Source organism: Sodalis praecaptivus (assembly GCF_000517425.1).
Taxonomy (GTDB): domain Bacteria; phylum Pseudomonadota; class Gammaproteobacteria; order Enterobacterales; family Enterobacteriaceae; genus Sodalis_A; species Sodalis_A praecaptivus.
In genome coordinates this window covers 2690803-2710379 of record NZ_CP006569.1, presented here as the reverse complement: position 1 = coordinate 2710379, position 19577 = coordinate 2690803, and the positions used below count along the sequence as shown (strand labels likewise).

The following is a 19577-nucleotide window of genomic DNA, read 5'->3' as shown; positions in this document are numbered from 1 at the left end:
TAGCTTTTTCTTGGCGACATCAACAAGAAAAAAATAAACTGATCACCGCATTGCCTTTTTTACGCCATTCCATTATTACAGATGAAAGGAGCGCAATGAAAAATCTCACTCGAACGCTGTTATGGTCGTTATACCTCTGTGCGATGAGTCTTAATCCACTACAGGCGGCAGAAACCGGCAACGGTATTATTAACGTCGCCACTATCGGCGAACCGCCCACCTTGGATCCCATGGCGACCACTACGGATTTGGTGGCGATGATTTCGCAGCATATTTTTGAAACGCTCTACGCCTTTAACGCAAAATGGGACGTTGTGCCGTTATTGGCCGAGAAGATGCCGACGATTTCTGAAGACGGCAAAATTTATGATATTCCGCTGCGCGCCAATATCCCTTTTCATACGGGTCAGATAATGACGCCGGCGGATGTGGTGGCCTCGCTGTCGCGCTGGCTTAACATAGCCTCGCGCGGCAAGCAGGTCGCGCCCTTTATCGCCTCGGTGACCGCCCACGGCGAACACGGCGTGCGCATTACGCTGAACCGGCCCTATTCACCGCTGCTGTCCCTCCTGGCGTTCAACAATTCCGCCGCGGTGATTATGCCGGCGGCATTGTTGTCCGAGCCGCTAACGCAGTACAGCGGCACCGGGCCATATCGGCTCCAGGCCCACGTCCCCGACCAATATATCCAGCTGGTGCGTTTTGCGAACTATACGCCGCGCAGCGAGCCGCCGGACGGCTTTGGCGGCGCCCGCCGCCCGCTGCTGCGCGAGATCCGCTTTGTGCCGGTGGTGGATGAAAATACCCGCTTGAACGGCATTCTCTCGGGGCAGTTCGATTATGCCGATTCGCTACCGCCCGAGAAATACCCCAGCCTGAAAAATAACGCCAAAGCCGTGCCGGTGTTTCAGCAGCCGTTCGGCCTGGCGGTGATGGTGATGAACACCCGGCAGGGCATTATGGCCAATCAATGGATCAGACAGGCGGTGCAGGCGGCGCTGAACCCACAGGATATGCTGCTGGCGGCGTTTGGCGATCCGGCGTTTTTCAGCGTCGAAGGGGCGCTGTATCCGGCGAATTACGTCTGGCACAGCGGGCAGGGGGTCGCACGTTACAACCAGGCGTCGCCGGAAACCGCGGCCGCCTTGCTGAAAAAGGGCGGCTATCGGGGCGAGACGGTGCGGATCCTCACCAGCCGGCAGTATGAGTTTCACTACAAGATGGCGCTGGTGGCCGCGGAGTATCTCAAGGCCGCCGGCATGAAGGTGAAACTGGATATTTATGACTGGGCCACTTTGACGACCCGGCGCGCCGATCCCGGCCTGTGGGATATTTTTATCACCCACGGCCCGTTTCCCCCGGAGCCGATTCTCAACAGCTGGATGTCCGATGATTATCCGGGCTGGTGGGCGACGCCTGAGAAAAAGCGGGCGGTGGACGCGTATATCAGCGAGCCGGACGTGCAACGGCGCCAGGCGTTATTCGCCGCCATCCAGCAGCTGTTTTATGAGCAGGCGCCGGTCTACAAGGTGGGCAATTTTAACACCCTGGCCGCCAAAGCGCGCACGCTGGAGCACTTCACCCCGTCGCCGTGGCCGTTTTTCTGGAACGTCGATACCCAACAACCATAATATTTTATTATTAGACGAGAGCACGGGCCATGAGTAAGCACTTTCCGCCGGATTTTTTATGGGGCGTGGCGGCTTCCGCTTTTCAGACCGAAGGCGCCACCCACGAGGATGGCCGCGGCCAGAGCGTGTGGGATGACTATAGCCATACGCCCGGCAGGACGGTCAACGGCGACACCGCCGATATTGCCTGCGATCATTATCATCGCTACCCAGAAGATATCGCCCTGATGCGTCGGTTGGGGGTCAAGGCTTATCGCCTGTCCATCGCCTGGCCGCGCATCCTGCCCGACGGCAAGGGGCGCATCAATCCGCTGGGATTGGATTTTTATGACCGGGTAATCGATTTGCTGCTGCATGAGGGGATCACGCCATGGATATGCCTGCACCATTGGGATATGCCGGTCGCGGTGGAAGCGGCGGGCGGATGGCGCACGCGCGATACCGCCGCGGTGTTTGCCGATTATGCCGCGGTAGTGGCGCGCCATTTCGCCGATCGGGTGAAATATTATGCCCCCATTAATGAGCCTAACGTTATTCCCTGGGTGGCCTATAACCTGGGGCGGCATGCGCCGGGGCGCCAGAGCCGCGACGCTTGCTTGCGCGCGGTGCACCATTTGAATCTGGCCCACGGCCTGACCGTTAGCGCGCTGCGTGCCGAAGTGTCCGGCGCGCAGATCGGCAGTATCATTTCCCTGGGGCCGGTCCATCCTCAGCATGACGATGGGCCGCATCGGCAGGCGCAGGTGTTGGGTGAGTGCCTGTGGCGGCGGGTGATGGTGGATCCACTGTGGCTCGGCCGTTATCCGGAACCGTTGGCCAGCGAGCTGGCGCCCTTGATTCAGCCTGATGATATGGCGCGTATTCAGCAGAAGATGGATTTCTTTGGGCTTAATCATTACAACCGGGTCTACGTCGGACCCAACGCCAACGCCAGCTGGGGCGTGGCGGAAACCGCGCCGCCGCCCGGCCTGCCGTTAACCGACGTCAACTGGTTTATCGATCCGTCGGCGTTTTTGGAACAAATTCATGATACCGCGCGGCGCTACGGCAATCCACCGATTTATATCACGGAAAACGGCGCCGCTTTTCCCGACGCGCTGCGTCCCGATCGCCGCGTGGTGGATGACGCGCGTATTGACTATTTTGCGGGTTATTTGGCGGCGATGCATCAAGCGATAGCGGAAGGCTGCGACGTCCGCGGCTATTTTGCCTGGTCGCTGATGGATAATTTTGAGTGGGGGCGCGGTTACAGCAAACGCTTCGGGCTGGTGTACACCGATTATCCCACTTTGCAGCGCATCCCCAAGCAGTCCTATTATTGGCTCCAGCAGGTGATAAAAAATAATGCATTGAGCTATCGTGGGTGATGTTTTATCCATCAGGCCGAACGCGCGCTGTTTTACGCTATTTTTGATAATGTAAACGTGAAGCTGCAAGAGCCGCCCAACTAAAAAAAACCAGCGAATGTCGAAACTGGCAGGCGTTGGTATCCCCCTTATCGCGTATTTTTAAGCGCGAACGCGAAGGCAATTTTTAATCATCGCTCACATATTTTACATTTACTTCACCTTCGGTGTTGTGTAAATGCCTTTTCCGCTATAACGTCTTCTGTAACGTTTTAGTGTAACGTTACAGTCAACCAGGAAATCAAGCCGTTTTCCTTCTACGTGTTCCCTGATACAGAAAAAATAATAGACATATCAAGCGATTATAAGGAACCCTACAATGAAATCTTCGCCTTCCGGCTTACGTCAACTCGTCATGGGTGCGTTGGTTACTTCCGTGCTGTTTGCGGCGGGCAGTTTCGCTAACGTTGCGCAAGCTGCCGTTAATCTTCGCGTTTATTCCTCTCTTACGGCGGACGATAACTCCGCGCATTACATTTGGTTTAAGCGTTTTCAAGCCAATATTGAAAAAGACCCCCAGCTGAAAAATGAAATCAAGCTGAATTACTTCCCCAATGCCATGCTGGGTAAAGAAGCGGACGCAACGCAACAGGTGCGCGTTGGCGCCATTAATATGATGATCTCGGGCACGTCTATCTGGGCAACAATCGCGCCAGAGATAGGGGTTCTGGATTTAGGGTATTTATTCAAAGACTGGAATCAGGTAGGCAAAGCGCTGGATGGTAAAGCGGGCGAGGCGTTGTCGGCGCTGCTGCTCAAAAAAGCCAATATCGTCGTAGTGGGTTATGCCTACAACCTGGGCGCACGAAATATCTATACCAAAAAAGTTATCGAGAAACCGGAGGATTTGAAAAACCTGAAAATTCGGGTATTACCGGTGCCGAACTTTATCGCCACGATAAACCATATGGGCGCGGTCGCTATCCCTATGCCGGGGGGCGAAGTTTACTCCAGTCTGCAAATGGGGGTGATTGACGGTTTGGAACATGACTCGGCCACCGTCCTGGCGAATAAGTTTTATGAAATTGCCAAAAATGCCTCGCTGACGCAGCACATCTATAACCCGATCGTGATTGCTATTAATAACAAGAGTTTCCAGCAAATACCCGAAAACCTGCGCCCGGCATTTCTGGCTGCGGCTCGAGAAGCAACGGAATACGAACGTCAGCAGTCGTCCGTGGTGGAAGAGAATGCGGTGAAGCAATTGAAATCGCTCGGCATGGTGTTCCACGACATCGACCGCGAGGCGTTGCGTAACGAAGTTAAACCGGTTTGGGACGCATTTTTGACCAAATATCCGCAGATGAAACCCGTCGTGGATGATGTCGCCGCGGCGGAATAAGCCCTGGCCTGGGCATGTCTTCGCTGAGTCAGCGGGGGAATGGGTTGACGGGAACGTGTTAACGAGGCGCCAAATGGCTGAAAGATCAATGGTAATGAAAAATCGTGCCGGACTGCTGGTCTATCTCTCCCGGCTTAATAAAATCCTGACAACGATGACCGCCTGGGCGGGCGGCGTGGTGCTACTGATTAATGTCCTTGTCGTTTCCGCTTCCGTAATCTGGCGTTATGCGCTGCATTCCCCGATAGAGTGGGCAGAAGAAGTCGCGCGCGCGATGATGATTGCGCTGGTTTTCTTCGGCGTCGCCACCTCCACCGGGCGCGGCGGCCATATCGGCGTGGATCTGTTCTTGCGTTTTATTCCTGAGCCTATCCGCCCCTATATCGTGCACGCCAGTCGCTGGGTGCTGTTTTTAGTGGCCGTTGGCCTGGTGATTTCCAGTTATGGCTTGCTTCAGGTCTCGCGATTTCAGACCACGGAAACCGGGTTGCCGCAGGTTATTTCGGTCATTCCGGTCATGGTTGGCGCCATTGTGATGATGCTGGGGGCGCTTGAACATGCGCTGAGCGAGAGAAGAAAAGTGGTGTTATTGAGCGGCGGCGGCATCGTGTTGCTGGTTGTTCTCGGATGGTTGAAACTGTCGCTCATGGCCGACCCGGCTACTGCCGCCGCCGGGCTGATGCTGATATGTTTTTTACTGGGTATTCTCGCCGGCGTGCCGATTGCGTTCACGCTGGGTTTATCCGCCATGGTGTTTTTTATCTGCGATCCCTCGCTACCGTTTGTGTTTTTCTCCCAGCAGGTGGTGGCCGGCGTGGATCACTTTGTGCTACTGGCCATTCCGTTCTTCCTATTGGCGGGTGCGGCAATGGAACACAATGGCATGTCCACACGCCTCGTGGAATTGGTCGTCCGCGGGATGGGGCGTTTCCGCGGCGGGCTGAATATGACCACTGTGCTGTCGATGGCCTTTTTTTCCGGGATTTCCGGCTCGAAACTGGCCGACGTTGCCGCCGTCGGCGGCGTGCTGATGCCCGCGGTGCGCCGCGCCAACGAAGACAGCGAAGAGGCGGCTGGCGTGTTCGCCGCTTCGGCGGTGGTGGCGGAAACCATCCCCCCCTGCGTCAATCTCATTGTACTGGGGTTTGTGGCCAATATTTCCATTGGCGCGCTGTTTATCGCCGGATTGCTGCCTGCCGCCTGCCTGCTGGTGTTGATGCTGATTGCGGCAAATCGTTTCGGCGGCAAGATCAACATCCAGGCCGCTTACCCGCAAATGCGCCCGCGCCTCCAGCTGTGGCTGGGCGCGATCGTCGGTTTAGCGATGATTTTTATGATTGGCCGTGGCGTGATGATGGGGATAGCCACCTCAACCGAAATTTCCGCCTTTGCCGTGGTGTATGCCATCGTCGTCGGCCGGCTGGCGTTTGGCGAACTGACCTTACGGGCCACGGTGAAAATGTTTATCGACATTGCGGCAATGTCCGGCGTCCTGTTATTTATCGTTGCCTGCGCGACCAGTCTCTCATACGTGCTGACCATTCAGATGATCCCGCAGCAAATTGCCGAACTGCTGGTTGGCATCGGTCAGTCGGAGGGGGCCTGGGTGTTTTTGCTGCTGACTATCCTTATTTTGATTATTTTCGGTGCCGTATTGGAAGGGGCGCCGGCTTTAATCATCTTTGCCCCTATCCTGGTGCCTATTGCCGTGCAGTTAGGTTTTAATCCTTTGCATTTCGGTATCGTTATGATTCTGGCGATGGGGTTCGGCCTCTTTTCGCCACCGATCGGGCTGGGGTTGTATACCACCTGCGCTATCTGCGGGGTGGAAATGAAAAATGTGATCCGCCCGATGATAAAGTATTTGCTGGTCTCCTTAGGGGGTATCATCCTGATTGCTTTGATCCCGACGATATCCACATGGTTACCCCGTTTGGCGGGGTATTGATGGCTCATCAGCGGGCGTCAAGACGGGCGCCAAGCCCCCCAGCCTATTGTTTACGCGTTAAAAGAGGAGTGTATGGCCAATATCCGGGATGTCGCTAACCGCGCGGAGGTTTCCGTCAGCAGTGTTTCTAATGTGCTGAACAATCGAACCGACCAAATGCGCCCTGAGACACTCGCGCGTATCCGCCAGTCCATGCTCGATTTGAATTATCAGCCTAACCGCATCGCGCAGCAGCTTAAAACCGGACAAACACGCATGATCGGCTTGCTGGTGCCGTCTATCGTTAACCCGAGTTTTGCCATGTTGACCCGGGAAATCGATCGCGTCGCCAAGGCCAACCAATATCGCGTGCTGCTGGGTAATACCTACCGGCAGGCGGATGAAGAGCAGGCCTTTTTGGAAGATATGTTCGCGCACGGCGTAAAAGGGGTGATTGTTGTCGCCACCGCGATGGATCGCCCGCATTTTGCCGATGCCGCCCGTCAGGGCTTAGTGATGGTCAATTACGATAGCCTGATGTCCTCCGATTTATCAAAAGGCCAGCCACCGTTCGACAGTGTATCGATGGATAATGTCGAAGCCGGACGTCTGGCCACGGAGCATCTGATTCAACGCGGGTGTCGGCAGTTGGCCTTCGCGACGGAAAGCTCGCTGACGATCAGTCGCTCTCATAAAATAGAAGGTTTTTTTGTTGCGGCGAAAGCCCATGGGCTTGCAGACCGGGCGCACGTCATCGAGGGGACGGCTGAGGTGGCCTACGGCGACGCGGAAATGACCGAACTGGGGCGGGCGCTGGCGGCGAAAATTTTACAGGCATCGCCGATGCCGGATGGCGTCGTGGCTATCAACGATGCGTTGGGGATTGGTCTGATGGCGGGGCTACGACAGGCTGGGGTGCGCATACCGCAGGATATTTCGGTGATCGGTATCGATAATATTCCGCTGGCGGATTTGGTCCAGCCGCCGATGAGCTCGGTGATTCCGCCGCTGGGGGAGATGGTCAATATCATGATGCATCGATTATTAACGCGCATTGAAAACCCCGCTCTGGCGCCCGAGGAGTTTCTTTTCACACCACGATTAATCTGTCGACAATCTGTCATTGCGGGGGAGCCGTCCCCGGGTGAATAACCGTGTATGCCGACAGAAGGCATAACGCGGTGAAGACATAAGATAGCCAGTAGCCAGAATAGGGCGAGGGCGCTATTGACGTACAAGGTATTCGGTACAAAACGAACAACAACGCTACTATTTTTGCGATAAATTCAGGAGAGTTAACATGGGGAGTCTTACCGGGAAAAAAGCGCTCATTACGGGGGCGGGGCAGGGTATTGGTAAAGCGACGGCGAAATCACTAATAGAAGCGGGATGCGATATTTACATGCACTATTTCAGTGACGACGAGGGTCCGAAAGAACTCGCTGCGCTGGCCGCCTCGCTGGGGCAAAAAGCTGCCTATGGACAAGCGGATTTGACCAATAGCGAAGAGGCCGCAAAATGCACGGTCGCCGCGGCACAATTCCTGGGGGGCATCGATATTCTGATCAACAATGCCGGCGGGCTTATTGGCAGGAAATGGCTGGGGGAAATAGATCCGCAATTCTGGCAGACGGTCATTGACGTGAACATGACAACGATGTTCAACGTCACGCAAAGCGCCTTACCCTACCTGAAACAGACGACACAAGGCGCGAGCATTATCAATCTGGCTTCCCTGGCGGGGCGCTCCGGCGGGCATTCCGGTTCGCTGGTGTATTCAACCACCAAGGGCGCCATTCTGACCTGGACGCGTTCGCTGGCCGCAGAGCTTGGCGAGCATGGCATTCGCGTCAATGCCGTTGCGCCTGGGCTTATTTTGGGCACGCGTTTTCACAACGTACACACCACCAAAGCATCGGCGGATGACACCGTGCGGGCCATACCCTTGGGCCGGGCGGGCAACGCGGAAGACGTTGCCCGCGTTATTTGCTTCTTGGCGTCGGAATATGACGGTTTTATCTCAGGCGCCACTATCGATATTAATGGCGGCATTTATCGTATGTGACGCGTTGCCTAGAGACATTGTGACCTTTAGGGCGCGATTAGGTTGTGATTTACGGGAGTCCATATGCTCAAATCAGAAATACTTCATCCGCAGTTGCTGGGGTCGCTGGCGCAATGCGGCCATAAAACCCTGATCTTGATTGCCGACAGTAATTATTCAGTCGTGACAAACTCATCGCCAGGCGCCACTATCGTTTATCTGAATTTTGCACCTGATATGATTGGCAGTCCTGTCATCCTTGAAAAATTGTTGACCTATATTAACGTGGAAAAGGCAACATTGATGGCCTCTCCCGACGATTTTGAAAATACCATCGAAAAAGAGTATCAACGCCTGTTGCCCTTTGAGACAGAATACTGCTGGTTGCAACGCGACGATTTCTACCGTCAGGCAAAATCATCGGACACATTATTGGTGATTGCGTCCGGCGAAACGCGGCGTTTTGCGAATATTTTGCTTACCGTCGGCGTGGTATAACCCTGCTGAAGAGTGACGGGGCTTGCGCGAGATGATTGGCCACGGTCATTAGAGCCTGATGGCGGCGCGAGCGACGTCTGTCATGCCCCAACGGGAGGAGGTGACCGTCAGCGTATAAGCGCAAGCGGGCAGTGGGATTAAGGTTAACATCGACGCGGGCATCGCCGGCGGCGCGGCCACATTGACTCCTTACTTAGTAGCGGGTCGGGATAGGCGCGGGGAGCGTTGGTTGAGCGTTGTGTTGCAGCTTCAGAGCCGGTCTCACCGACCGGTAAGCGCTTCCTCTCAACCTTACGACGCGGTGATAAGGGCCGGCAACCCGGACAGCCCCGAAAATTAAGGGTATACTGCCACAAATTGGCTGACAGGTTTAGACGAGACGATGACAAAACTCACTTTACAAGAGCAGATGTTAAAAGCGGGATTAGTGACCAGCAAAAAAGTGGCCAAAGTGCAAAGAACCGCTAAAAAATCGCGTGCTCAATCTCGTGAGGCAAGAGCGGCCGTGGAAGAAAATAAAAAAGCACAACTTGAGCGTGATAAGCAGCTAAGCGAACAACAAAAACAAGCGGCTTTATCCAAAGAGTATAAAGCGCAGGTGAAGCAGCTCATTGAAATGAACAGAATCGATGTGTCTAGAGGTGATATCGGTTTTAATTTCACCGATAAAAATATCATAAAAAAAATTATGGTGGATAAGCTTACTCAAGCTCAGCTGATAAGTGGCCGTCTTGCCATTGCTCGTTTGGTGGCTGGTAACGGTGGCGAGAGTGAATACGCTATCATCCCCGCGAGCGTAGCCGATAAAATTGCACAGCGAGATGCGAACAGTATTGTATTAAATAGCGCGCTTAGTCTGGAGGAGCAAGATGAAGAAGATCCGTATGCAGATTTCAAAGTGCCCGATGATTTGATGTGGTAACCTCCGGTTTCAGGTGCTTCAACGAGTGGGTCATTGATAGGGTCAGGGCTGAGGTCATCAAGGGAAAGTAATCTTTCTATGCAGGGGAAAGCGATGCCTGTGGGTAAAGCTTGATTAAGGTGGGCCTCCTGAAACTTTCTATACTCTTCCTCTCCCTGGCTTTTGAATACTTCATCAGATTCTTTCAGATCAAAAACCGCGCTAGAGGCGACGCCTATGACAAGACGGAGCTCAAGATCGTAAGCCATTTAGATTTCCTTAATAACATTTTCATATATTGTACTGAATTTTCAGTAGGTTAACGACTAGGCGGAAAAATTTATCAGGCCGAAACTTTTCAAATGATTTTGCTCGAAAAAGATATTATAGATATTAACTTAAATACAAAAAGCCCGCTCGGGTTTCCCTGAGCGGGCTTCTCTAAATTTGGCTCCTCTGACTGGACTCGAACCAGTGACATACGGATTAACAGTCCGCCGTTCTACCGACTGAACTACAGAGGAATCGCGAAGTGGTTGGCATGATAACGGGGGGCTCGAACGTTGTCAAAGGGGGAGATGGCGAAAATTGGCCGATCGCTCAGAGATTGCCCATCTCCGGTCACAACCGGCCGTGCAGCGGCTGCCGTTTTCAGGCGCCGCGGCTACATCAGGCCGTAGGCGTGGGCCAGCAGCCAGCCGACGCCGCAGGATACGCCAACGCCAATCAGTCCGACGGGCAAAAAGCTGTGGTTAATCACCCAACGGCCGATGCGCGTCGTGCCGGCGCGGTCGAACTGGACGGCGGCCAAATCGCTGGGGTAGGTGGGCAAAATGTAATAGCCATAACAGGCGGGGGCCGTGGCGGCGATAAGCGCCGGCGGCACGCCGACCGCCAGGGCGATGGGGACCACCGCCGCCAGGGCCGCAGCCTGGGAGTTGACGAATTGCGATAACAGCAGCAGCGCCAGCGCATAGGCCCAGGGATGGTCGGAGACCACGCCGGCCAGCGCGGCTTCGATCTGCAACAAATGATGGCTGAATAGCGTATCCGCCATCCAGGCGACGCCATACACGGCGACGATGGCCACCATGCCGGAACGGAAGACATCATTTTTGGCAATGGCGGCGGGGGCGGTGCCGGTAAACAGCACGATGAATGCCCCGCCGCACAGCATGCACATCTGTATCATCAGCACCATCGAGAGCGGCGCGCCGTTGGCGTGCGGGCGCAGGGCGGGAAATGCCCCCAGCAGCGCTATCACCAGGATGGTGGCGATAAAAATGCCCATCGCCAGCCAGCTTTTGCGCGGCAGAGTGCTGTTCAGGAGCGTCGGTGCGGTGCCGTAGACGTAGTCGTGATTGTCTTTGGTATTGATAAAGGCGAGAAAGGCGTCGTCATCCCGCAAATCCTTGCCGCGAAAGCCGCTAAATAGCGCGATAGCCAGGATGCCGCACAGCGTGGCGGGAATGGTGAGCGAAAGCAGCGTGATGAAATTAATCGCCGCGCTGCCGGGCAAGGCCAGCATTGCCGCCAGTGAAACGGTGGCGACCGAGACCGGGCTGGCAATGATGCCCATTTGCGAGCCGATGGAGCTGGCGGCCAGCGGACGTTCCGGGCGGATATTATTTTTTATCGCCACGTCGTAGATGATGGGCAACAGGGTATAGACCACGTGGCCGGTGCCGCAGAGCATGGTCAGCAGACAGGTAACCAGCGGCGCGACCAGCGAGATATATTTGGGATTGCGGCGCAGCAGCTTTTCCGCCAGTTGTAGCAGGACATCCAGTCCGCCGGAGGCCTGCAGAGTGGCCGAAGCGGCCACGACCGCGATGATAACCAACAACACATCCACCGGCGGCTGACCCGGTTGCAGGTCAAATATCCAGACGAGCGTCAGCATACCGCAACCGCCGGCAAGTCCCAGACCGATACCACCTTTGCGCGCGCCAAATAATAGGCAAACGACAACAACGGTGAGTTGAATAATAAATTCCATGGTTCCCTCGTTTTATATTTTAATAATCAATGACGCAGATTTCTGTCGTTAACATGGCGGTTTAAAGTAAAAAAATCGTTGCTTAGGATCGACTTTTGGGGCGCGGAATGGGAATTTTTATTATTTTATTGAAGGGGTTACATTAATTCATTCCCGCGTAGCCGCGGGGGATTTTAGCGAATTGCGTTGCGTCCGGCAAAAATAAATCTCGCCCTTTAACGACGCAGCAGTAGTCAACCGAAAATAACGCACGGCGTTAAATTAAGTAAAAATAGTATGGCTAACCCACACCCTATAAATAACAGCCTGCGGACAAACGCCGGTGGCGGTGGAGACGGGCGGTGGCACACTTAACGGCAAAGGGGAACAAGCGGCGGCACGGAATGAACATGGGGCATGCGTCGCGGCACGAGTAAAGACATGACGGGAAAGGCGGCAGCGTAAGTAGCGGCAAGGAGGAATAAGCGGCGGCACGGAATGAACATGGGGCATGCGTCGCGGCACGAGTAAAGACATGACGGGACAGGCGGCAGCGCAAGTAGCGGCAAGGAGGAAAAAGGGGCGGCCCGAGTAAGGGCTAGAAGGGCCAGGCGGTACACGTCCGTGTCAGACGGGGAACGGGTGACGCCGGAGGGGGGCATTGCGCCGGCGCAAGCAGGGACGGGCCACCGCGGGTCACGGCGCCCGTCCGCCCTTAGCCGTCAGGCGGTGCCGAATTGCGCCTGGTGCAGTCGGGCATACGTGCCCTGGCGCTGCAACAATTCGTGATGACTGCCTTGCTCCTGAATACCGTCATTGTCGACGACGATGATGCGGTCGGCGTTGCGGATGGTGGCCAGCCGGTGGGCGATTACAAGCGTGGTTCTGCCCGCGGAAAGCGCGGTCAATGCCTGCTGGATCGCCTGCTCGGTGGCGGTGTCCAGCGCCGACGTGGCTTCATCGAGGATAAGAATTGACGGGTTTTTCAGGAAAATCCGCGCGATGGACAGCCGCTGCTTCTGGCCGCCGGAGAGTTTCACCCCGCGCTCGCCCACCACCGTGTCCATTCCCGCCGGCAGCGTCTCAATAAGCGTGTCCAGCTTGGCGCGCCGCGCCGCTTGCCAAATCTCCTCATCGCTGGCGTCAAGGCGGCCGTAAGCGATGTTCTCGCGTATCGATCCGCCGAACAGGAACACATCCTGCTGCACAATACCGATGTTGCCGCGCAGCGAGGCCTGGGTCATCTCGCTGATATCGATACCGTCGATGGTAATCACGCCGGCGGTCGGTTCATAGAAACGAGGCAGCAGTGAGCACAGCGTGGTTTTGCCGGCGCCGGACGGGCCGACGAACGCTACGGTTTCGCCGGCGCGGATCTTAAGATTGAGCCCTTTAAGCAGCGGTTTGTCGGCGCTGTAGCTGAAATGGACATCTTGATAGTTAATGTCGCCGCGCAGTTGGCTTACCGCTAGCGCGCCGGGCTTGTCATTAATGGCCGGCGCCGTGTCCATCAACTCGGTGAATCGTTTGAAGCCGGCAATGCCTTTCGGGTAACTCTCCAGCACCGAGGAAATCTTCGCCACCGGCCGGAAAAAGACTTCAACCAACAACAAAAAGCCAACGAAACCGCCGTAGCTCAGCTCGCCGTCGACCACATACCAGGTGCCGGCGACCATGACGATAAGCTGCACCAGCCGGGTGCTGAGATAGCTTAAGGTCAGGTTGGCGGTCATGATACGGTAAGCGTGCAGTTTGGTGGTGCGGTAATTCGCGTTATCCTGGGCGAACAGCCTTTCTTCCTGACGTTCGTTGGCGAACGCCTTCACCACCCGAATCCCGCCGATGCTCTCTTCAATGCGCGCGTTGAAATTGCCAACTTGCCCAAATAACCGCCGCCAGGTTTCGGTCATTTGCGCGCCGTGGCGGCTGACCAGCCAGGTCATCGACGGCACGATGATAATCGTCAACAGCGCCAACGGCATATGCACGGTGGCCATCAGTAAAAAGGCGCCGATAAAGGTCATTAAGGCAATAAAAATATCTTCAGGACCATGATGGGCGATTTCCCCCACTTCCTCCAGATCTTTGGTGACGTGGGTAATAATGTGTCCGGTCTTGGTATTGTCGTAATAGGAAAAGGACAGCTTTTGCAGGTGATTAAACGCCTCGCGGCGCATATCGGTCTCAATACCGACGCCCAGCGCATGCCCCCAGTAATTCACTATCGCCATCAGTCCCGTGTTAATGAGATAGATTAGCAGCAGGCCAACGGCCGCCGCGATAATCAATGTCCAATTCTGGGCCGGAAGCAGTTTATCAATAAATGTCTTAACCGCCATGGGAAACCCCAGCTCCAGCAGGCCGCCTAAAATGGCGCAGCCGAAATCCAGGTAAAACAGTTTTTTATACGGGGCGTAATAGCTAAAAAAGCGGCGAAGCATTGCTACAATCTCATGATGACGTAATGGATTGATAGCATGCTGAGTAATCGTCGTTTTAGCAAACGGAAATGCCTATTAATCTCACTTGCGGCGCGCAGAATACCCGTAAAATTTACAGTATTTGACAAAAGTAGTTTTTTTGGTTTATTAATGGCATACCAATAATTGGATATGAATTGAGATGCCATGACCTCTTCCACCTCCCACTCGCGCCGGCGCTTTGCCGGTCTCATCGCGCAGACCGCGCGACACTGGCGCCGCCTGATTGACCGTCAATTGCAACCCTACGGCCTCACCGAAGCAACCTGGGTGCCGCTGCTGCATATCTCGCGCGCCGCTGCGCCGATGCGCCAGAAAGAGCTGGCGGAATCTATCGCGCTGGATGCGTCATCGGTGGTGCGCCTGCTGGATAACCTGCAGGCGCAGGGGTTTATCGAAAGGCGCGAGGGCAGCGATCGGCGGGCCAAGGAGATCCATTTGACGGCGCGCGGTCTGGAGCGTGTCGATCAGGTGGAGGGGATCTCCCGCCAGGTGCGGGACAGTGTGCTGGTCACCTTGCCTGAAGAGGACATTGAGCGGGTCAACCACGTCTTGGAACAGGTCCTGGCGGCACTGGATACTTTAAGCAAGGACACCTTATGAATCTGCTGCGCGGAAGGCGTTTCGGCGGCTTCCAACGGTTGGACCGCCGGCGGCAGTGGCTAATGCTGGCGGTGCTGGTGGTGGTTATCCTGCTGGTGGCATGGCTCATCCACTACTTAAGCTGGCGTTTTGGCCATGTAGCGGAGAATGACGCCCAAATCAAAGGCGAAGTGATAACCCTCGCCAGCCGGGTGGACGGGTGGCTGGTCGCGCGCCCGGTCATGGACGGCGATAGGATCGTCAAAGGCCAGATCCTGGCCCGTATCGACGACCGCGACGCGCGGCTGCGGCTGGCGGCCGTGGAGGGGAGTCTGGCCGCCGCCCGGGCTCAAGTGAGCTACATTGCGGCACAGCGGGATACCGCCGACAAAACTACCCAGGCACAAATGCAACAGGCGCAGGCGCAGCTCGGCGCGGCACAAAGCGCGCTGGCGTCCGCCGGCCATCAACTGGCGCTGGCGCAAACCAACTTTCAGCGCGACGACAGCCTGGTAAAAGGCGGCGGGACGTCGCGAAAGACCTGGGATGAATCGCGCACGCTTTTGCTGCAGCGTCAGGACGAACAGCGCGAGGCCCAGGCGCAACAGGTCGCCAGTCAGGCCGCTTATGCCAATACCTTGGCGCAGCGCGGTCAACTCCAGGTGCTGGATCGTCAGGCCGATATGCAGCGTCAGCAGGTCAAGGCGCTGCAGGCGCAGGCCGATCAACTGAAGCAGGAAATCGCCGATCGCACGCTGCGCTCGCCGGTGGACGGGGTCGTCGACCGGACGCTGGGGGATGTGGGCGATTATATCCAGGCGGGCCAGTGGGTGATGATGGTACACGATCCGCACAATGTCTGGGTTGAGGCCAACGTGAAAGAAACCGCGCTCGGCGAGGTCGCCGTGGGTCAGCCGGTAACGATCGGCGTTGATGCCTATCCCGGCCACGATTGGCATGGGCATGTCCTGCGGGTGGGCGATGCCGCCACCAACCAATTCGCGCTGTTGCCCAGCCCTAACCCCTCCGGTAATTTTACCAAAATTACCCAGCGGGTGCCGGTGCGCATCGCGCTGGATAACAACGACCCGCGCCTGCGTCCAGGGCTCATGGTGGAGGTCGCGATTAATGTCGCCCATTGAGCGCCAGGCCGAACGCTTTGGCCCGGCCTACCGCTGGCTGGCCACCGGCACCGTCATGCTGGGCACCATTGCCACCACCGCCACTGCCACCATCGTCAATGTAGCGATGCGCGATATCATGGGCGCGTTCGGGTTGGGGCAAGACCAGGTGCAGTGGCTTTCGACGGCGTTTCTGGCCGCCATGACCGCCACCATGCTGATGACCGCCTGGGCGCTTGAGCGATTCGGCTATCGCCGTACCTTTGTCTGTGCCATGGGTGTATTTATCGTCGGCAGTCTGTTGGGGTTTGCCAGCGGCAGCGGCGCCGAGGTGATTTTGGCACGGGTTTTACAGGGGAGCGCGTCGGGCATCGTCCAGCCGCTGGCGATGGTGGTAATGTCGCAGGTCTTTCCCCCGTCCCAGCGCGGCAGGGCGATGGGCATTTATGGCGTCGGTATTGTGCTGGCGCCGGCGCTGGGCCCGACGGTCGGCGGTTTGCTGGTCGATCAGTACGATTGGCGCGATGTTTTCCTGGTGGTGGTGCCATTTTGCCTGGCCGGCATGGCGGCGGCGCTGTTCATCATGCCGACGCGGGACGAGGACAGTCAGGCGGTGCCGCGCCGTTTTGACGTCACGGGGTTTTTATTGCTGGTTTGCGCGTTGACGACATGGCTGACGGGGTTATCAAACGGCCAACGCGAAGGGTGGAATGCCTTTTTTATCCTGGCGCTGTTCACGCTGGCGCTGTTGTCGGCGGCCGGTTTTATTCTCTGGGAGCTGGTGACGCCGCATCCGCTGCTGAGCCTGCGGGTGTTCAGCAATCTCGGCTTTTCCGCAGGCTGCGTGGTGGCGTTCGCTCTCGGCGCCGGCATTTATGGGTCGACCTATATTATTCCGCTGTTTGTGCAAACGGTGCAGGGCTTCACGCCTACCCGTTCCGGGTTATTGCTGATGCCGGCGGGCCTGGTGCTGGGCCTGGTGTTTCCTATCGCCGGCCAACTGAGCGATAAATTGCCGCCGCACATCCCCGTAATGAGCGGACTGGCGCTGTTCGGCCTGTCGTGTTGGCTTTCCGGCGGGGCGGACGTGGACACGCCTTTCTGGACCATGGCCTGGTGGGTCATGCTGGGCCGCGTCGGTCTTGGCGTCATGCTGCCGGCGCTGAACGCCGGCGCGCTGCGGGCGCTGCCGCCGGACAAACTGGCGCAGGGGTCGGGGAGTTTAAATTTCGTGCGGCAGCTCGGGGGGGCGGTGGGCGTCAACGTGTTGTCGGTGGTGGTCGACAGGCGCACTACGTTCCACGGCGATGCGCTGGCCCAGGCGCTGACCGCCGCCAATGCCGCCGGCATGGAAGCCATCAGCCGGCTGGGGCTGCTAATGTCCCATTGGGGCAATCCGTTTGGTTACCCGCTGCGGGCCGGTATTCATCCCGGCGCGCTGGCCTGGCTGGAAAGCATGCTGGTGCCCAAGGCGCAGATGATGGCTTATCAGGATGGGTTTTATCTCGTCGCACTGTTCTTCTTCGCTGCGCTCGCGCCTGCTTGGCTGATGCGCATCAGGCGGCCGCGACCGGCAACGGCGCGTAAGACAAACCCGCTACCGCCGGCGCAATAACTTCCGGTCTGCCGCGGTGACGCGCAAAAAACGGACCGCTACCGCCACTACCTCGCCAACGACCGCGATGGCGCAAAAGGCGAGCGGAGCCTCGCCGGCTTATCTGGCCTCGCGGCGTCAGGCGCCTATCACACCGTTAGGGCGCGTCGGTCGCTCATCTGACCTACTCAGGTGATGCGCGCTTGATTTAACTAGACGATCAGTCTATATTCAAGCGATGCAACCGACCCCACCTTCCGCGCGACGCGGCCGGCCACGTAAAGTGGCGGCAGCCGACCCAGATACCCGTCAGGCGCTGATTCGCGCCGGCATCGCTATGCTGACTGAGCAGGGGTTCACCGCCTCGGGCATTGACGGCATTCTCAAGGCGGCTGGCGTACCCAAAGGCTCCTTTTACTATTATTTCCCCAGCAAAGCGGCGTTCGGCCAGGCGATCGTCGCCGGATACGGCGACTATTTCGCCGCCCGGTTGGCACGCTGTCTCACGCAATCAGATTTGACGCCGCTGGCCCGGTTGCAGGTTTTTATCGAGCAATCGGCCGCAGGCATGGCGAAATATGATTTCCGGCGCGGTTGTCTGGTGGGCAACCTCGGGCAGGAAATCGCGGTCCTGCCGGCCGGTTACCGTCAGCAATTAAGCGCCATCTTGCACGGTTGGCAGCGGCAGGTTGCCGATTGCCTGCGGTTGGCGCAGGCGGCGGGGGAGATTCATTTTCAGGCGGATTGCGCGGCACTGGCGGAATTTTTCTGGATCGGCTGGGAAGGGGCGGTCATGCGCGCCCGGCTGGCGGGCAATCGCCAGCCTCTCGATCGTTTCGCCCAAGGGTTTCTGGCCGGTTTGCCGCGCTAAATTTCAAGGCGTTGCGTCAAGCGACGTCGCCCATGTTCAAGGAGCCTCCATGTTTAACGCCATCGTGATTGAAAAAGACGACGCGGGCTACCGCGCCGGATTGACCCCCCTTGAGGACGCGCAATTACCGTCGGGGGATGTGCTGGTGCGGGTGGATTACTCCACCCTGAATTATAAAGACGGCCTGGCCATTACCGGACAAGGGCCGGTGGTGCGCCAATTCCCGATGGTGCCCGGCATCGATTTGGCCGGTACGGTGGAGCACAGTCGCCATGCGGAGTTTCGCGTCGGCGATCGGGTATTGCTGAACGGCTGGGGCGTCGGCGAAAAGCACTGGGGCGGACTGGCGCAAAAAGCCCGCGTGAACGGCGACTGGCTGATCCCGCTGCCGGAAGGGCTAGATGCCCGGGCGGCCATGGCGGTCGGCACGGCGGGCTATACCGCCATGTTGTCGGTATTGGCGCTACAGCGCCACGGTATCACGCCGGACAGCGGTAAGGTGCTGGTCACGGGCGCCAACGGCGGTGTCGGCAGCTTCGCCATCGCCTTTCTTGCCCGGCAGGGATACCAGGTCGTCGCCGCCACCGGCCGGTTAAACGAGGCGGAACATCTGCGTCGCCTGGGCGCAGCGGAAGTCATCGACCGCGCGCCGCTCAGCGTTCCGGGTCGTCCGCTGGCTCATGAGCAGTGGGCCGCGGCCGTTGACAGCGTCGGGAGCCATACGCTGGCCAATGTTTGTGCCGGATTACGCTATCAGGGCGTCGTGACGGCCTGCGGTCTGGCGCAAGGTATGGATTTTCCCGCCAGCGTGGCGCCCTTTATTCTGCGCGGCATTACCCTGGTAGGTATCGACAGCGTCATGCGCCCTGAGGCTGACCGCCGTGAGGCGTGGCAACGCATCGCCGAAGTTGTCGATACGCCGTTATTGGATCAGATAACCCGGGAAATTGGGCTGTCGGAGGTCATAGACACCGCCCAGGCGCTAATGGCGGGTAAGGTTCGTGGCCGCATCGTGGTCAACACCCAGCGCTAAACGGGCCTGCGCGGCGCGAAATAGACACCCGACCGACGCTATCGCTCAGTCGGGTGAGCCACGTTGAGTTAACGATTGAGCCGGTTGCTCTCGCCATTGTGATATCCCGGCCGGCAAAGTGAACCCTTCGACTACGCCATCAAAGAGATCGTTTCTACAACGTCCTCAA

15 protein-coding genes, 1 tRNA gene and 1 pseudogene are annotated in these 19577 nt (G+C 57.2%); 13 read left to right on the top strand and 4 right to left on the bottom strand.

The annotated features are described in order from the left end of the window. The first annotated feature begins 95 nt into the window (after window positions 1–95). The 8 genes from SANT_RS11925 (at window position 96) to SANT_RS11890 (ending at window position 9770) form a co-directional block, all read left to right on the top strand. The gene (locus SANT_RS11925) at window positions 96–1631 is read left to right on the top strand and encodes an ABC transporter substrate-binding protein (protein WP_025422525.1); all 1536 of its coding nucleotides are present in this window, start codon (window positions 96–98) and stop codon (window positions 1629–1631) included. 29 nt (window positions 1632–1660) lie between these two features. Further along, window positions 1661–2998, top strand: a complete 1338-nt coding sequence (locus tag SANT_RS11920) for a GH1 family beta-glucosidase (RefSeq protein WP_025422524.1) — start codon at window positions 1661–1663, stop codon at window positions 2996–2998. 358 nt (window positions 2999–3356) lie between these two features. Continuing rightward, window positions 3357–4379, top strand: a complete 1023-nt coding sequence (locus tag SANT_RS11915) for a TRAP transporter substrate-binding protein (protein ID WP_025422523.1) — start codon at window positions 3357–3359, stop codon at window positions 4377–4379. Between the two features lie 73 nt (window positions 4380–4452). Continuing rightward, window positions 4453–6327, top strand: coding sequence for a TRAP transporter large permease subunit (locus SANT_RS11910; protein WP_025422522.1), 1875 nt, complete (start codon window positions 4453–4455; stop codon window positions 6325–6327). Between the two features lie 72 nt (window positions 6328–6399). Then, a complete protein-coding gene (locus SANT_RS11905) occupies window positions 6400–7458 on the top strand; it encodes a LacI family DNA-binding transcriptional regulator (RefSeq protein ID WP_025422521.1) in 1059 nt (352 codons plus the stop codon). A 148-nt stretch (window positions 7459–7606) separates the two neighbouring features. After that, window positions 7607–8371 carry an SDR family NAD(P)-dependent oxidoreductase gene (locus SANT_RS11900; RefSeq protein ID WP_025422520.1) on the top strand — a complete coding sequence of 255 codons (765 nt, stop codon included), beginning with the start codon at window positions 7607–7609 and terminating at the stop codon, window positions 8369–8371. Window positions 8372–8434: 63 nt separating this feature from the next. After that, window positions 8435–8848 carry an RbsD/FucU family protein gene (locus SANT_RS11895; RefSeq protein ID WP_025422519.1) on the top strand — a complete coding sequence of 138 codons (414 nt, stop codon included), beginning with the start codon at window positions 8435–8437 and terminating at the stop codon, window positions 8846–8848. 382 nt (window positions 8849–9230) lie between these two features. After that, window positions 9231–9770, top strand: a complete 540-nt coding sequence (locus tag SANT_RS11890) for a DUF2058 domain-containing protein (protein WP_025422518.1) — start codon at window positions 9231–9233, stop codon at window positions 9768–9770. A gap of 44 nt (window positions 9771–9814) precedes the next feature. Here the strand turns inward: SANT_RS11890 and SANT_RS24885 are convergent. From SANT_RS24885 to SANT_RS11870, 4 genes and pseudogenes are all read right to left on the bottom strand, one after another. Further along, window positions 9815–10018: pseudogene (locus SANT_RS24885) on the bottom strand (5'-nucleotidase); the annotation flags it as partial. Between the two features lie 179 nt (window positions 10019–10197). After that, a tRNA-Asn gene (locus SANT_RS11880) sits at window positions 10198–10273 on the bottom strand. 140 nt (window positions 10274–10413) lie between these two features. Then, a complete protein-coding gene (locus tag SANT_RS11875; protein WP_025422516.1) occupies window positions 10414–11748 on the bottom strand; it encodes an anaerobic C4-dicarboxylate transporter in 1335 nt (444 codons plus the stop codon). Between the two features lie 701 nt (window positions 11749–12449). Continuing rightward, the gene (locus tag SANT_RS11870) at window positions 12450–14168 is read right to left on the bottom strand and encodes an ABC transporter ATP-binding protein (protein ID WP_025422515.1); all 1719 of its coding nucleotides are present in this window, start codon (window positions 14166–14168) and stop codon (window positions 12450–12452) included. A gap of 186 nt (window positions 14169–14354) precedes the next feature. On the opposite strand from SANT_RS11870, the gene SANT_RS11865 reads away from it, so the two are divergent. The 5 genes from SANT_RS11865 (at window position 14355) to SANT_RS11845 (ending at window position 19408) form a co-directional block, all read left to right on the top strand. Further along, window positions 14355–14810, top strand: coding sequence for a MarR family winged helix-turn-helix transcriptional regulator (locus SANT_RS11865; RefSeq protein ID WP_025422514.1), 456 nt, complete (start codon window positions 14355–14357; stop codon window positions 14808–14810). Then, window positions 14807–15931: an HlyD family secretion protein gene (locus tag SANT_RS11860; protein ID WP_025422513.1), complete on the top strand. Its 1125-nt coding sequence runs from the start codon at window positions 14807–14809 to the stop codon at window positions 15929–15931. The genes SANT_RS11865 and SANT_RS11860 overlap by 4 nt, the downstream gene beginning before the upstream one ends. Next, window positions 15918–17525, top strand: a complete 1608-nt coding sequence (locus SANT_RS11855) for a DHA2 family efflux MFS transporter permease subunit (protein WP_025422512.1) — start codon at window positions 15918–15920, stop codon at window positions 17523–17525. The genes SANT_RS11860 and SANT_RS11855 overlap by 14 nt, the downstream gene beginning before the upstream one ends. Window positions 17526–17787: 262 nt before the next feature. Then, complete coding sequence (locus SANT_RS11850) at window positions 17788–18375, top strand: TetR/AcrR family transcriptional regulator (RefSeq protein ID WP_237234615.1); 588 nt, start codon at window positions 17788–17790, stop codon at window positions 18373–18375. Between the two features lie 49 nt (window positions 18376–18424). Continuing rightward, window positions 18425–19408: an MDR family oxidoreductase gene (locus SANT_RS11845; protein ID WP_025422510.1), complete on the top strand. Its 984-nt coding sequence runs from the start codon at window positions 18425–18427 to the stop codon at window positions 19406–19408. Window positions 19409–19577: the final 169 nt, after the last annotated feature.

Coding starts and splice junctions, on each gene's coding strand:
- SANT_RS11875 (WP_025422516.1), bottom strand. CDS start 11,748: ATGGAATTTATTATTCAACTCACCGTTGTTGTCGTTTGCCTATTATTT.
- SANT_RS11845 (WP_025422510.1), top strand. CDS start 18,425: ATGTTTAACGCCATCGTGATTGAAAAAGACGACGCGGGCTACCGCGCC.
- SANT_RS11910 (WP_025422522.1), top strand. CDS start 4,453: ATGGCTGAAAGATCAATGGTAATGAAAAATCGTGCCGGACTGCTGGTC.
- SANT_RS11855 (WP_025422512.1), top strand. CDS start 15,918: ATGTCGCCCATTGAGCGCCAGGCCGAACGCTTTGGCCCGGCCTACCGC.
- SANT_RS11900 (WP_025422520.1), top strand. CDS start 7,607: ATGGGGAGTCTTACCGGGAAAAAAGCGCTCATTACGGGGGCGGGGCAG.
- SANT_RS11890 (WP_025422518.1), top strand. CDS start 9,231: ATGACAAAACTCACTTTACAAGAGCAGATGTTAAAAGCGGGATTAGTG.
- SANT_RS11915 (WP_025422523.1), top strand. CDS start 3,357: ATGAAATCTTCGCCTTCCGGCTTACGTCAACTCGTCATGGGTGCGTTG.
- SANT_RS11905 (WP_025422521.1), top strand. CDS start 6,400: ATGGCCAATATCCGGGATGTCGCTAACCGCGCGGAGGTTTCCGTCAGC.
- SANT_RS11860 (WP_025422513.1), top strand. CDS start 14,807: ATGAATCTGCTGCGCGGAAGGCGTTTCGGCGGCTTCCAACGGTTGGAC.
- SANT_RS11870 (WP_025422515.1), bottom strand. CDS start 14,168: ATGCTTCGCCGCTTTTTTAGCTATTACGCCCCGTATAAAAAACTGTTT.
- SANT_RS11895 (WP_025422519.1), top strand. CDS start 8,435: ATGCTCAAATCAGAAATACTTCATCCGCAGTTGCTGGGGTCGCTGGCG.
- SANT_RS11920 (WP_025422524.1), top strand. CDS start 1,661: ATGAGTAAGCACTTTCCGCCGGATTTTTTATGGGGCGTGGCGGCTTCC.
- SANT_RS11925 (WP_025422525.1), top strand. CDS start 96: ATGAAAAATCTCACTCGAACGCTGTTATGGTCGTTATACCTCTGTGCG.
- SANT_RS11865 (WP_025422514.1), top strand. CDS start 14,355: ATGACCTCTTCCACCTCCCACTCGCGCCGGCGCTTTGCCGGTCTCATC.